This is a genomic window from Martelella mediterranea DSM 17316 (assembly GCF_002043005.1).
Classification (GTDB): Bacteria; Pseudomonadota; Alphaproteobacteria; order Rhizobiales; family Rhizobiaceae; genus Martelella; species Martelella mediterranea.
This window is the reverse complement of the sequence record NZ_CP020330.1, coordinates 3,631,270-3,644,809: the sequence shown is the minus strand read 5'-3', so window position 1 is coordinate 3,644,809 and position 13,540 is coordinate 3,631,270. Positions and strand designations below refer to the sequence as shown.

Annotated in this window: 9 protein-coding genes; 5 read left to right on the top strand and 4 right to left on the bottom strand. The window is 64.4% G+C overall.

Annotated elements, in window-relative coordinates; translation table 11 throughout:
* Positions 1–5: 5 nt before the first annotated feature.
* The 3 genes from Mame_RS16905 to thrC all read right to left on the bottom strand — a co-directional run bounded on the left by Mame_RS16905 (position 6) and on the right by thrC (position 3,447).
* Positions 6–599, bottom strand: coding sequence for a GNAT family N-acetyltransferase (locus Mame_RS16905; protein ID WP_018066506.1), 594 nt, complete (start codon positions 597–599; stop codon positions 6–8).
* Between the two features lie 126 nt (positions 600–725).
* A complete protein-coding gene (locus Mame_RS16900; protein WP_018066505.1) occupies positions 726–2,024 on the bottom strand; it encodes a M16 family metallopeptidase in 1,299 nt (432 codons plus the stop codon).
* Between the two features lie 28 nt (positions 2,025–2,052).
* Complete coding sequence (gene thrC / locus Mame_RS16895; protein ID WP_018066504.1) at positions 2,053–3,447, bottom strand: threonine synthase; 1,395 nt, start codon at positions 3,445–3,447, stop codon at positions 2,053–2,055.
* A 178-nt stretch (positions 3,448–3,625) separates the two neighbouring features.
* Here thrC and Mame_RS16890 point away from each other — a divergent pair, with 178 nt between their 5' ends.
* Entirely contained in the window at positions 3,626–4,162 is a 537-nt protein-coding gene (locus Mame_RS16890; protein WP_155122132.1) for a hypothetical protein, read from the top strand.
* A 301-nt stretch (positions 4,163–4,463) separates the two neighbouring features.
* Here the strand turns inward: Mame_RS16890 and Mame_RS16880 are convergent, their stop codons facing one another.
* Complete coding sequence (locus Mame_RS16880) at positions 4,464–10,790, bottom strand: apolipoprotein A-IV repeat region-like domain-containing protein (RefSeq protein ID WP_169929167.1); 6,327 nt, start codon at positions 10,788–10,790, stop codon at positions 4,464–4,466.
* 507 nt (positions 10,791–11,297) lie between these two features.
* Here Mame_RS16880 and Mame_RS16875 point away from each other — a divergent pair.
* From Mame_RS16875 to folK, 4 genes are all read left to right on the top strand, one after another.
* On the top strand, positions 11,298–11,618 hold the full coding sequence (locus Mame_RS16875; protein WP_026173774.1) for a 2Fe-2S iron-sulfur cluster-binding protein: 321 nt from the start codon (positions 11,298–11,300) through the stop codon (positions 11,616–11,618).
* 181 nt (positions 11,619–11,799) lie between these two features.
* The gene (gene folP / locus Mame_RS16870) at positions 11,800–12,672 is read left to right on the top strand and encodes a dihydropteroate synthase (RefSeq protein ID WP_018066499.1); all 873 of its coding nucleotides are present in this window, start codon (positions 11,800–11,802) and stop codon (positions 12,670–12,672) included.
* Complete coding sequence (folB, locus tag Mame_RS16865) at positions 12,669–13,037, top strand: dihydroneopterin aldolase (RefSeq protein WP_018066498.1); 369 nt, start codon at positions 12,669–12,671, stop codon at positions 13,035–13,037. The genes folP and folB overlap by 4 nt, the downstream gene beginning before the upstream one ends.
* Positions 13,027–13,539 carry a 2-amino-4-hydroxy-6-hydroxymethyldihydropteridine diphosphokinase gene (gene folK, locus Mame_RS16860; RefSeq protein WP_018066497.1) on the top strand — a complete coding sequence of 171 codons (513 nt, stop codon included), beginning with the start codon at positions 13,027–13,029 and terminating at the stop codon, positions 13,537–13,539. The genes folB and folK overlap by 11 nt, the downstream gene beginning before the upstream one ends.
* Position 13,540: the final 1 nt, after the last annotated feature.

Here is a 13,540-nt window from a genome sequence, read left to right as displayed (position 1 = left end):
GGTCTTCAGTTCCCTTTGCGGTCGTAGTCGTCTTTGAGCAGGGCAAAGAGATGATGATCCTGCCATTCGCCGTTGATGCGCAGATATTTGTGCAAATACCCCTCCTGGGTGAAGCCGGCTTTTTGCAACAGCGACGCGCTGCGCATGTTTGTGGGGATACAGGCCGCCTCAATCCGGTGCAACCTCAACTCCTCGAAGATATAGCGAATTACGAGTTGAAGTGCGGCGAACATATGACCCTTGCCGGCATATTCCTCGCCCATCCAGTAGCCAAGCATGCAATTCTGGGCCACGCCGCGCCGGATCAGCCCGATCGTGATGCCGCCGACCAGCCTGTCGGGGTTCCTGCGAAAGATGAAAAGCTGGATGCCGGAGCCCGCATCGAATTCGAAATTGACGCGGGCGATGCGCTTGCGAAACCCGCGCCGGGTCATGTCGGCGGCGCTCCAGACCGGCTCCCACGGCTGCAGAAAGGCGCGGCTGCGGGTCCTGAGCGTTCTCCACTCCTCGAAATCTTCTGTCCGCGGAAGACGCAGCAGATAATCGGCGGATTGTATGGCAAACCGATGGCGCCGGCGCGCCCGGGACGAAAGCAGCAACGCAACCACGGCTGTCACTCCGGCGGTTGGCTGCTTGAGCCGCCGGGGCCGCGCGCGAAACCGGGCCGCGGCGCAGTCAGAAGCGGGACTGCCCTGCCGGCGCGACGGGCATCGCGCCCGTCTGGCCTACCCGGCTGCATTCACCGCCTGCTTGTGGTTGAAGCTGAGGCTGCCGGCAATGTCCTCAATCCCGGTAAGCTGGTCCAGCGGGCCGATCGCCGAAAGCGTCGGCGGCGCATCGTAGAAGGAGCGGCCGGCGAGGTCGGTCAGGCGGCGCGGCGTGATGTTTTCGATGCGCAGCATCATTTCCTCGTTGGGGATCGGCCGGCCCCAGAGCATCACCTGGCGGGCGATCTGTCCGGCGCGGGCGGCAGCACTTTCCTGGCCCATCAGAAGCTGGGCCCGGATCTGCTGGCGCGCGCGCTCGATCTCGCTTTCGTCGAAATGATCGGCCGCGCGCTGCAACTCGTTCACGATCACGGGCATCAGTTCGGGCAGTTGCTCGCCGCCGGTTGCCGCGTGGACGGCGAATACCCCGGAATCCGAAAATCCCCAGTGGAAAGCATAAACTGAGTAGCACAGCCCTCTGATCTCGCGCACTTCCTGGAACAGGCGCGACGACATGCCGCCGCCGAGAATATTGGCGAGGATCTGCGAACAGTAGAAATCCTGCGCGTGATAGGCCGGGCCTTCGAAGCCGAGAATGATCTGCGCATCGGAAAGCGAGCGGCTCTCGCGCACCTCGCCGCCGGTATAGATCGCGGCTTCCATCTGCGGCGGGGTTTCCGGTTTGCGCGGAAGGGACGCAAAGCGCTCCTCCACCATGCGGGCGAAGGTCTGATGGTCGACCGCGCCGGTGGCGACGATGAAGATCCTGTCGGTGGTGTAGTTGCGGGCGAGATAGCGGCGGATATCGTCCGGCGTGAACGCCATCACGGTCTCCGGCGTGCCGAGGATCGGCCGGCCGATGGTCTGGTCGCGAAAGGCAGCGCCAGCGAAATTGTCGAACACCACGTCATCGGGAATGTCGTTGGCGGCGCCGATCTCCTGCATGATCACGTTCTTCTCGCGCGCCAGTTCCTCCTCGTCGAAGGCGGAGCCGGTGAGGATATCGGCCAGGATATCGACGGCCAGCGGTACGTGATCCTTCAGGACCCGGGCATAATAGGACGTCGTTTCGGTGGATGTCGCGGCATTAACCTCGCCGCCGACATTCTCGATCTCCTCCGCGATCTGGCGGGCGGTGCGGCGCTTCGTGCCCTTGAAGGCCATGTGTTCCAGAAGGTGGGCGATGCCATGCTCGTTTTGCAGTTCATTGCGCGAGCCCGATTTGATCCAGGTTCCGATCGCAACGCTTTCGATATGCGGCATGTTCTGGGTAACGACGGTCAACCCGGAGGAAAGCCGGGTGTACTCTACGGTCATGCGGTCCTGCTTTCGTTTTGGTCAGTGCTCAACCTTTTTGGATGCCTGAACGAATAAAGGCCTCGATGGCATCCAGGTCGGGAGAAAGGACACTGAAACGCTCCTCCTTGTCCATCAGACCAGCAAGCCATGCGGGAAGCGCCGGGTCAATACCGCTCGCGGATTTTACTGCGTCCGGGAATTTGGCGGGATGCGCGGTCGACAGCACCACCATCGGGTTTTCCGTGCGTTCGTGCTTCCTCGCGACGGCGACGGCGACGGCGGTGTGGGGGTCGATCAGCACGCCGGTGTCTTTCAGCGAGCGGGCGATCTCGGCGGCGGCACCCGCCTGATCGGTGCGTCCGGCGGCAAACAAGGCGCGGATTTCGGCGAGCGTCTTCTCCTCGATATCGAACGCGCCGGATTGCTTCAGCCCGGCCATGGCGCGGCGCACATAGGCGCTGTCGCGGTCGCTCGCCTCGAACAGCAGACGTTCGAAATTGGACGAGATCTGGATATCCATCGACGGTGAGGTGGTGGCCTCGACGCCGCGCATTTCATAGCGGCCGGTCTCCAGCGCGCGGGCGAGAATGTCGTTTTCATTGGTGGCGATCACCAGCCGGCCGACGGGCAACCCCATCTTCATCGCGACATAGCCGGCGAAGATATCGCCGAAATTGCCGGTCGGCACGGTGAAGTCGATTTCGCGGTCGGGCGCGCCGAGCGCGATGCCGGCGGTGAAGTAATAGACCACCTGCGCCATGATCCGCGCCCAGTTGATCGAGTTGACGCCGGAAAGCTTCACCTCGTCGCGGAAGCCGCCATCGGCGAACATCGCCTTGACGAGGTTCTGGCAGTCGTCGAAATGTCCCTCGACGGCGATCGCATGGACATTGTCCGCGCCGAGCGTGGTCATCTGCCGCTGCTGCACCGGCGAGACCTTGCCATGGGGAAACAGGATGAAGATGTCGGTGCGCGTGCTTGCCGAAAACGCGTCGATGGCCGCCCCGCCGGTATCGCCCGAGGTCGCGCCGATGATGGTCGCGCGCTGGCCGCGTTTTGCCAGCACATGATCCATCAGCCGCGCGAGCAACTGCATGGCGACGTCCTTGAAGGCGAGGGTGGAGCCGTGGAAAAGCTCCAGCGTGAACCGGTTCGCGCCGCTCTGCACCACCGGCACGACCGCCTCGTGGCGGAAGGTGGCGTAGGCGTCGTCGATCATCGCCTTCAGCTCGTCATCGGCGATTTCGCCATCGATGAACGGCTTGATGATCGTGAAAGCGATCTCCTGATAGGTCATGCCGCGCAGCGCGCGGATACTGTCGGCCGGCAGGAAGGGCCATTCGCGCGGCAGATAGAGCCCGCCATCCTGCGCGAGGCCGGCCAGAACCGCATCCGAAAAACCGAGGACGGGCGCCTCGCCACGGGTAGAAATATAGTCCACGCAAAGCCCCTTTGTGCTTGCCAGAATATGGAAATTGTCTAGCTTGTGGCAGGCTTTACCTGTTAAGACCGTTCTAATGGAGACGAGGGGCGGCCGGCCAGACAATCTGTGTTGGCGCTGATATAAAGCAAAGCCGGAGGGCTTGAAAAGCCCTTGAGAGAGGAAAGGAAGTTTCGCCGTGTCATTTCGCACTACCCGCCGCGTGGCAGCTGTTCTTGCAATTTCGGGACTGGCGGCCTGCTCGACGGCAAAGCCCGAGCCGGAGCCCGCGCCCGCCCGCCCGGTGACCCCGGGCATCAACCTGACCGCTTTGACGAAGCTCTGCCCGAAGGTGATACTCGATGACGAGGTTGCTTTCAAACGTGTCTACTCGCCGGCCAATTCCGAAGCGCCGGAAAATCTCGCCTACCAGGTCTCGCTCGGCGAATTCAGCCGCACCTGCGCGGCGGCGCCCAGCGGCGACCAGCTGCTTGAGACGATCTCGATCGCCGGGCGCCTCGTCGGCGGCCCGAAGGCAAAGTCCGGTACCTATCAGGTCCCGGTCCGCGTCGAAGTGGTCGATGGCGATGTCGCGCTTTACGATCAGGTGATCCAGCAGGAAGTCACGCTGCCCGCCGAAGGCATGTCGACTCAGTTCCTGTTCCGCGCCGACAACCTCCCGGTGCCCTTGACGGCCGGCCCGAACACCGCCGTCAGGGTCGGCATCGCCCGCTGAGCGGTTTGCATCCTTCTTCAGCGGTACAATAAAAAAGGCGGCTCCCGGGCCGCCTTCTGCTTTTTTGATAAATCCGCTTGCCTCTCCTGTGTCATCCTCGGGCTTGACCCGAGGATCCAGGCGGGATCGCACAGTATCAAAATACCATTCTGGTCAACGGCTTGCGCAGTATGGATGCTCGGGGCAAGCCCGAGCATGACCCCTATGGGGGAGCAGCGAGCCTCTCAAACTCCGAAACCGCGGCTTCATCAACAGCAAAAAGGCGGCTCCGGGGCCGCCTTTTTCGTGTCGTGTATTCGACCTATCGCAGCCTTCCGGCCGCGTGGGCGAGCATGGTGTAGACCTTGCCGGTGTCCGAGGTCAGGTAGGACTGGACTACGCCGCGGTCGCGATTGTTGTGCATCACGTCCGACAGAAGCTTTTCGAAATCGGCGATATACCGGTCGACGGAGGTGCGGAATTCGCGGTCGCCTTCATAACGCGTCTTGATCTCGTCAAAGGTGCGCTGGCCCTTCAGCGTGTAGAGGCGGCGCGAGAAGATTTCGCGTTCGCCCTGCTGGTACCGGTGCCAGAGATCGGCGGCGGTGTCGTGGTCGATCGCGCTGGCGATATCGACCGAGAGCGCATTCAGCGTTTCGGCGGCCGGCCGGCGTTCTGCGGGCTTGCGGCTCTGGCCGGCCTCCTCGCGGGCGGCGGCGCGCAGCAGATCGCTGATCCAGCCTTCGCCGCCGGGGGCGCTGGAGGCCGCCGAGCGGGTCACCGCCTGGCGAGCGGGCTGCGCCGGTGCGGCCGTGGCCTTGGTTTCCAAGCTGCCAAGGCTGCGTTCGCTGGAGGTGCTGGCGGCGGACGATGCCGAAAACGGCGGCAGGCTGTCGCTGCTGCGCGGCGCGGCGGCAGGCGCGGATGCTGCCTGCTGGCGCGCGGCCGGCTGCGAAAGCTGGCTGCGCGAGGTGGAGACCAGCGTGGAGATATCCTGCAGCGCGCGGATCTGGTCCTCGACCGCCTTGCGCATGGCCTGCGCGCTTTCGCGGGCCTCCTCGGGCATGTCGTGAATGCCGCGCTTGACGGCCGCGCGGGTATCCTCCAGCTCGGCGCGGATGGCGGCTGCTGCCTGTTCGATCTCGCGCGTCGCGCCGGAGAAGCGCTTGGCGGCGTCCTCGACCGAGCCGCGCATAGTCTCGCCAACGCGCTGCGACATCGTCTCGGCCTCGCGGCCGGTCTGGTCCATGGTCGAGGCGACCATGGCGGCGACCGCCTTCAGGCCGCGCTCGATTTCCTGCGAACGCTCGGCAAGCCCGTTAGACAGCAGTCCAAGCGCCTCCTGACGCTCGGTGAGCGTATTGGCGAGGTTGGACTGGGCGGAGCCGATCAGGTTCGAGGCGCGGTCCAGAATACCGGCATGGCTTTCGATCTTCTCGACCAGTTCGCGCACTGCGGCAAGCGAGTTGGACGCGCTGCCGTCGAGCGCATCGACCTTGTTGCCGAGCATCGCGCCGGCCTCGGACATCGAGGCTGCCGAGCGTTCCGCCGTTGCGTTGATGCGGTTGGCGGTGGCGCTGAGGCGTTCATCGACAGAGGACAGGCTCTGCGCAGCCTCGTTGACGACACCGGCGAGCAACTGGTGGCTCTGGCCGAGATGGCGCACCAGCGCCTCGACATTGCTGGCCAGCGCATTGCTGTCATCGCGAAGCTGACGGCTGGTCTCGTCGGCGGCCTGGCGGATTTCCTCCGCCGCGATCCGCCCGGTTTCGGCATAGCGGGCGATGAGGGGCTGCGCCTTTTCGTCGATCAGGGCGTTGAGCTCGGCTGTGCGGCCGGCCAGCATCGAGTTGAGGTCGCGCGAACGCTCGTCGAGCGCGGTGCCGACGGCCTCGCCGCGGGCGGCGAGCGCCCGGTCGGCGGCGCCGAGGATTTCCTGCAGCGATGCGATCTGCGAACCGAGATTGTCGCGCAGTTCGGCGGCCCGTTCGGTCATGGTCCGCTCGGTTTCGCCCATCGACTGCGAGATCGCGCCGGCGGCTTCGGTGATGCCGGCATTCATCCGCTCGCTACGCTGGGCAAGCAGGTTTTCGGCATCGCTCATCGTGCTTTGGATCGTTGCGATCTGGTTGTCGATCCGCGCGCTGGTGGCCGAGAGAATCTCGCTGATGCGGGCGCTGTTTTCCGATGCGTTTTCGCTTGCCGCGTTGCTCTGCTCCGCAAGCGCCTGCTGCAGTTCACGGGCGCGCTCGAAAATCGCGTTGGCCGAAAGCTCCATGCCCTCGCGGGCCGAAGCGACGGAGTTCGTCACCTGCTCGGTGAAGGCGCTGCCGCTGGCTTCGAGCTTCTGACGCGCCTCCTCGGCATTGCGGGTCATGTCGCCGGCGGCTTCGGCGACCGTGTCGCGCAGCCGGCCTGCCAGTTCGCCGGCGCGGCGGTCCATGGTGCTGTTGAGGTTGCCGATGCCGTGGTCGAGCGCCTGTTCCAGCCTGCCGAAGCGCTCTTCGATCTGGCCGTGACCCTGCCCGAGGGTGTCGGATATCCGTCCGTGGCTCTGTTCGAGGGAATCGGACAGCCGGCCCTCAGCCTGTTCAAGGGTCTCGGATATCCGGCCATGGCCCTGTCCGAGCGTATCCGCGAGCCGGCCATGAGCGTGTTCAAGGCTTTCGGATATCTGGCCATGCCCCTGTTCCAGCGTCTCGCTGATCCGGCTGTGGCGGGCGTCAAGCGCTTCGCCGAGGCGGTCGGCGGCGGCGGAGGAGGCGGTCTCGATGCCGCGCGCCTTTTCGTCCAGCATGCTGTTCAGCCGCTCGTCGAACTGCGCGCCGATCAGCGAGAAGGTGTTTTCGTGCGTCAGCAGCGTCTCGCTGATCCGGCTGTGGCGGGCGTCAAGTGCTTCGCCGAGGCGGTCGGCTGCGGACGAGGAGGCGGTCTCGATGCCGCGCGCCTTTTCGTCCAGCATGCTGTGCAGCCGCTCGTCGAACTGCGCGCCGATCAGCGAGAAGGTGTTCTCGTGCGTCAGTAGCGTCTCATGGAGCCGTTCCGAAACGGTCTCGCCGGCCTGCTCCAGGCGTTTGCCATTGGCTTCCAGCGCGCCGGAAATGCGCTCATGAAGCGCATCGGCGGAGGCGTTGATCTGGCTGCTGGCGTCATTGGCGGTGCGCTCGAAGGCCGAGCGCTGTTCGGCGAAGGTGTTTTCGAAGCGGGTCCGCGCCTCGTCGGAGGAGCGTTCGATCGCGCTGACGTGGTTGGTCAGCGCGGCATCGAGACGACGGCCGGTCTCTTCGGCAAGCCCCTCGATCCGGAACGCGCCTTTCTCCACGGCGTCGCCATGGCGGGCGAGCGTTTCGTTGAGCGCGCCGAAGGATGTCTCCACCCTGTCGGTCATGGTTTCGGCCGAGCGGGTGATGAGCCCGGCGGCGGTCGAGACCTTTTCGGCGATCGCGCCGGCGGAGCCGCGCAGGCGACCTTCGAGCGCGGCGCCGGCCTTGTCGATGGTGTCCTGCAAGGCTTCGCGTCGGCCTTCCAGCGTCATTTCCAGGAGGCTGGTGGAGGCGGCGATCGATGCCGAGATATTGGTGGTCTGGTCGGTGAGGGTTTCGTTGACCTGCGCGCTTGCCTGATCGAAGGCGCGCTGGATCTCGCCCGCATTGCTGCGCAGAGCGTCTTCGAGCTGGGTCTGGCCCTCGCGATAGGCATCGCGGATGCCGGCTTCGCGGGCTGCGAAGGTTTCCGAAATCCGGCTGTCGATCGCGTTGATGCGGCCGTCGAGCGCGTTGGCCTCGTTGGTGATGGCCGCCTGCAGCCGGCTTGCCACGCCCTCATAGGCGCCGGCGAGTTGGCTCTGGCCAGACTCAAGCGCCGCCGCGAGACGCGCAGTATTCGATTCGATCGTCTGTCCGAATGTTTCCTCTCCGGTCGAAAGCGTGGTCGCCAGCATGATGGCATGCTCGTTGAAGCGCTCGTCGAGCCGGCTGGCGGCCACGGTGAGCGTTTTCGCGATACTGCTTTCGCCATCGCCCAGCCCCTGGGTGAGGCGGTCGAACTGCTGGTCGATCCGTTCGGAAGCGCCTGCGATGGCGGAGGAAATGCCGGTCTCGCCCGCGCTGATCCGGTCGCTGAAGCGTTCGAACTGGCTGCCGATCTCGCCGGTCGCCTGTTCCAGCGCCTGGCCGAGCCGGCCCTGGCCCGCGCCAAGCGTCTCCTCAAGCCGCGCGGAATGGGTGTCGAGCGTCTGTGCGAAGGACTCCTCGCTCGCCGAAAGCGCGGTGGTCAGCATGATCGTTCGGTCGGTCAGCGTGTCGCTCAGGCGCTCGGAGGCGGCGTTGAGCGATGCGGCAATGCCGCTCTCGCTGTCGCTGATCTGCGCATTGAAGCGGGTGAGGCGTTCTTCCAGCTTGTCAGCGGCGGTGTTGAGCGTGCCGTCGAGCTGTTCCTGGCTGAGGCGGATCGTATCGCCGAGCTTTTCGGCCTGGTTTTCGAGCGTGAGACCGAAGGTTGCCTCGCTTGCCGAAAGCGTGGCAGCAAGGTCCATCTGATGTTCGTCCAGCTGCTCCTTGAGCCGGATCGAGGCGTTTTCCAGCGTCGCGGCAATGCCGCTCTCGCTGTCGCCGACCTGGGTGTTGAAGCGTTCGAGCTGGGCGTCGAGACGTTCGGAAACGCCAGAAAGCGTGCCGCTCAGGCGTTCACTGCCTGCGCGCATGCTTTCTTCGACCCGGGCCGAATGGGAATCGAGCGTCTGGGCAAGGCTTTCCTCGCTCATCGAAAGCGTCGTCGTCAGCATGATCGCCTGCTCGTTCATGCGGTCGCCAAGGCGTTCGGCGGCATCGCTGAGCGAGGCGGCGATGCTGGCCTCGCCGCCGGCAAGCTGCTGGTTGAGGCGGGCGATATTGCCTTCCAGGCGGTTGCCGGCTTCATCGAAGGTCTGGCCGAGACGCTCATGCTCGGCGCTGATCTTGCTGCCAAGCTCGCGGCTGCGGCTTTCGAGCGTCTGGTCGAGCGCCTCGACATTGGCCGACAGGCTGGCGGCAAGCGCCTGCGTTTCGTCGCTCATGCGCTCCTGAAGGCGCTCGGATGCGCTCTCCAGCATGCTGCCGATGGTGGATTCTCCCTCGGCCAGCGAACGCGAAACGCGTTCCACGCCGCCATTGAGACGATCCTCCAGAGCGCTGCCGCTGGCTTCGAGCGCGCCGGTGAAATTGTCCAAACGACTATCGATATTGCTGCCAAGCCGGGTCAGCGTGGCTTCCAGCCGCTGGTCGACATACTGGCTGCGTTCGTCGAACCGGCTTGCGGCTTCCTCGTTGGCCTCGTTGAGCTTCTGGGTGAAGCGGGCCTCGGTCTCGGTGATGGTGTCGGTCAACCCGCCGACCACGCGCTCCAGCGCCGCGTTCATCGCGGTTTCGCTGCTTTCGGCAACGTCGCGCAGCTTGGCGGTCCGTTCCGACAGGATTTCGTCGAGCTTGGCGCCGCGTTCGCTGAGGGTTGCCGTCAGGCGCTCGGTATCCTCGTTCAGCGCGGTCGCGCTGGTATGGAAATCGCCGATAAGCTTGCGGCCGCGCTCGTTGAATCGGTTGGAAAGGTCGTTGAAGCGGTCGTCGAAGAGTTCGCTCAACTGGCCGTAGCTGCGATCGAAGGATTCGCGCAGCGTGGTCGAGCGTTCCTCCAGCAGGTCGCCGAGCGACTGGGCCGCGCGGCTTGTGCTTTCCGTGAGTGTTGCCGCGCGGGTTTCGAGCATCTTGGCAACGCCGTCGCCGGCGGTTCCGACCGTCTGAGTCAGTTCCTCCATCACCTGGGCGATGTCGGATTTCATCTGGTCGTTGGTGCCCAAAAGCGAGGTGCGGATGCGTGCGGCGTGGTTGACCACGGCTTCGCGCTCAGCCGTCAGCTCCTGCACCAGATTGCGGATCCGCATCTCGTTTTCGGCATAGCTGCGCTCGAGCGCGTTGACTTCGGAATGGACCAGGTTTTCCAGTTCCGAGGCGCGCGCGATGGTGCGCTCGATGCCTTCGTTCATGGCATAGACTTCGCGCCGCACCGCCTGGCTGACATTGCGCACCTGCTGGGCGGCGTTCTCATCCGGGTCGGAAAGCCTGAGCGCGACCTCGGCCATCGAGCGGGCGGCCTCCTGCATGTCGCGGGCGCGGGCGAGCATCAGGTTGAAGGCGTAGAATACAAAGATCGGCGCGACCGTCAGGGCCGCGGCAAGGCCGATGCCGTCGATCGAAAGGATATCGGCGAAAGAACGGGCGCGGAAGATTTCCGAACCGAAGGCGACCATGGTGCCGCCGATGCCGAGCGCCAGCCAGCCGGCGGCCATGATGGTGGAGTTGCGCAGCGCCTTGACGGTCGAGGAGCGCTCGAAGGCGCGCAGCACGCGCTGGGTGGAGACGATGCCGGGGTCGTTCGCGGGGCGGAATTCAGGCGATTTCGGCCGGGCGGCGGTGGCGCGCGCGCCTGAACTGGCGCCTGAACTGCTTGCCGCGGCGGATTGCTTGCGCTGCGACGGCGCCCTGAGCCGCGGGGCTTTCTTCTGCGCCGCTTCGGCTTCACCGGAAGTGTCGTCGCCCGCCACATCGGATGCAAGCGCGTCCTCCAGTGCGTGGAGTGCCTGATCGTCGAGCGAAGAGCCGCCAGTTTGGTTCGCCATAATACGCCTCGCAACACACGGGCGGTCTCGCATCAAGGCGAAGACCGGCCCGATTACTCAATTTCAATCCCGAACCACACAGCCTTTGCGGCCCGTCTGGCGCGGTACACATTTCCTGAAACAGCGTTCAGATGCCTTTTCGAACGGGACCTTTTCCAGATGGGAAAGGTCTGTAAAGTCGGGCAAATGTCTTCTATTTCAAAGGATTATCCCAGCTTTTATTCGCACATTCGCCAAAGGCACACAACATCGTGAAAGTCTCCCTCCCGAAGCTCCCCGCGATCGGTCGCGCAAGAGCCGGTTTCGCGGCGGCAAAAACCGATCAAATTCCGATATTTAACAAATATTAACCATAATGCGCCTTTTCTGAGGCTTTCGCAAAACCAAAACGTGGGACTTCAAGCCAGCCCTGCGCCATCCCATATGGTCAAGGGCGATATTGACTGCCCCGTTCATATGCCGCAATTAGCGCTGAACGACCCTCCCGAAAAGACCAAGGCCCGGCAAATGCTCAAACTGAAATTCATCGGCAATGACGATACGGTATATGACCTCGAGGTGCAGGACGGATCGACCGTGATGGAAAACGCGGTCCGCAACGGCGTGCCCGGCATCGAGGCGGAATGCGGCGGGGCCTGCGCCTGCGCCACCTGTCATGTCTATGTCGACGAGGCCTGGACCGAAAAGGTCGGCGAGCCCGAGCCGATGGAAGAAGACATGCTCGACTTCGCGGTCGATGTACGCGCCAATTCGCGGCTTTCCTGTCAGATCACCATGTCCGCCGAACTCGACGGCCTGACCGTGCGGGTTCCCGACAGTCAGGGCTGAGGCGCGCGCAGCAGGGGCAATGCCGCTTTCCGGGTGGACGCGCGGAAAGCCCGGATGTATGCGGGTCGTGGCGGCTTCCCGTCCTTCGCCGTGACGCCGCGCGCGCCATCTTTATGTCTTGCCGCATGTTCGCGGACCTTGCCTGGTTCCGCCTGACTGCCAATTGCCCTGGAGGAACATCATGATCGAAGCGTCCGCCAGCATGTTTCAGCCGCGACAGCTTGAATGCGCGCATGGGCGCTCGCTCACGCTCGGGCCGCAAGGCGTGCTGATGGCGATCGTCAATGTGACGCCCGATTCCTTTTCCGATGGTGGACAGTTCGAGACTGCGGAAGCGGCTGTGACCTTCGGCCTTGGGGCCGTGGAGGAGGGGGCGGCGATCCTCGATATCGGCGGTCAGTCGACCCGGCCGGGCGCAGCCGATGTGACGCCGGCTGAGGAGCAGGACCGCGTGTTGCCTGTGATCGCGGCGCTGGCGGTTAGAACCGAGGCGTTGATCTCGATCGATACCTACCACACTGAGACCGCCCGGCTCGCGGTGGCGGCTGGCGCGCATATCGTCAACGACATTTCCGGCGGTACGGCGGAGCCCGACATTCTCTCCGTCACGGCCCGAAGCGGATCGGCCTATTGCCTGATGCATACCAGCCGCAGGGCGGACACGCTCTCCGATCCGGTGGCCGATCAGTTCGCTTTTCTCGAACCGGCGCTCAAGGCGGCGCGCGCGGCGGGGATCGTAGACAACCGCCTCGTCATCGACCCGGGCTTCGGTTTCGGCAAGGGCAGCGAGGACAATCTTGAAATCATGGCGCATCTGGAGCGGCTGCACGAGCTTCGCCTGCCGCTCCTGATCGGCACCTCGCGCAAGCGCTTCGTTGCCGCGCTTGCCGGTGCGGACGACAATCTCGCGCGCGATTTCGCGACCGCCGCCACCACCGCGCTGTTACGGCTTGCCGGCGGGGCGATATTCCGCGTGCACAATGTCGCGGCCAACAGGGCGGCGCTTGCCGCCGCCGATGCAATCATTTCCCGACGGTATGGAGACCGGTCATGAGCGGACGCTACACGATCACCATGAAGAACTGCGCTTTCTATGCCTATCACGGCGTGCTGCCGGAGGAGGAGCGGATGGGCCAGCGCTTCTTCGTCGACGTCACCGTCGATGTCGATGACGCGGCAGCGCTTGCCGACGACTTCACCAATGCCGTGGACTATGGCGGGCTCTATCCGGTGGTGGGGGCGGTGGTGACGGAACGGCGCTTCCAGTTGATCGAGGCGCTTGCCGCCGCGATCGCCGAGGCCGTTGCCGCCTATCATCAGGCAATTACGCGCGTCGAGGTCGCGGTGCGCAAACCCTCGGTGCCGATCCCGGGCATTCTCGATCACGTCGAGGCGAGGCTGGTGCGCGATGTCCGCTGAAACCGTCCGCGCCGCGCTCGGGCTCGGCGCCAATCTCGGCGATCCGGCTGCCGCCATGGCCCGCGCGTTGCTGATGCTTGATGACGGGGAAGATACAGCAGTCGCCGCCGTCTCGAAGCTCTACCGCACGCCACCCTGGGGCCTTGTCGAGCAACCGCCCTTCATCAATTGCTGTGCCCTTGTCGAAACATCGCTGCCGCCGCAGGCGCTGATGCAGCGCTGCCTCGATATCGAGAAGGAACTGAAACGGGTGCGCGATGTCCGTTGGGGTCCGCGGCTGATCGATATCGATATCCTGACCTATGGCACGGAGACTTTGAATACCGAGACCGTGACCATCCCGCATCCGCGCATGCTGGAACGCGGCTTCGTGCTGATGCCACTCGCCGAAATCGCGCCCGACCTTGCCGTCAATGGTCGCTCGATCGCCGAATGGGCTTCCGACGCCGATATGGCGGGAATTGTCGCGATCAGCGATGACGGGGCTTGGTGGACGGCGTGAG

What these genes read in the sequence shown, in the direction of transcription:
- Mame_RS16900 (WP_018066505.1), bottom strand. Translation starts at nt 2,024, where the DNA reads ATGACCGTAGAGTACACCCGGCTTTCCTCCGGGTTGACCGTCGTTACC.
- Mame_RS16880 (WP_169929167.1), bottom strand. Translation starts at nt 10,790, where the DNA reads ATGGCGAACCAAACTGGCGGCTCTTCGCTCGACGATCAGGCACTCCAC.
- Mame_RS16875 (WP_026173774.1), top strand. Translation starts at nt 11,298, where the DNA reads ATGCTCAAACTGAAATTCATCGGCAATGACGATACGGTATATGACCTC.
- folP (WP_018066499.1), top strand. Translation starts at nt 11,800, where the DNA reads ATGATCGAAGCGTCCGCCAGCATGTTTCAGCCGCGACAGCTTGAATGC.
- folB (WP_018066498.1), top strand. Translation starts at nt 12,669, where the DNA reads ATGAGCGGACGCTACACGATCACCATGAAGAACTGCGCTTTCTATGCC.
- folK (WP_018066497.1), top strand. Translation starts at nt 13,027, where the DNA reads ATGTCCGCTGAAACCGTCCGCGCCGCGCTCGGGCTCGGCGCCAATCTC.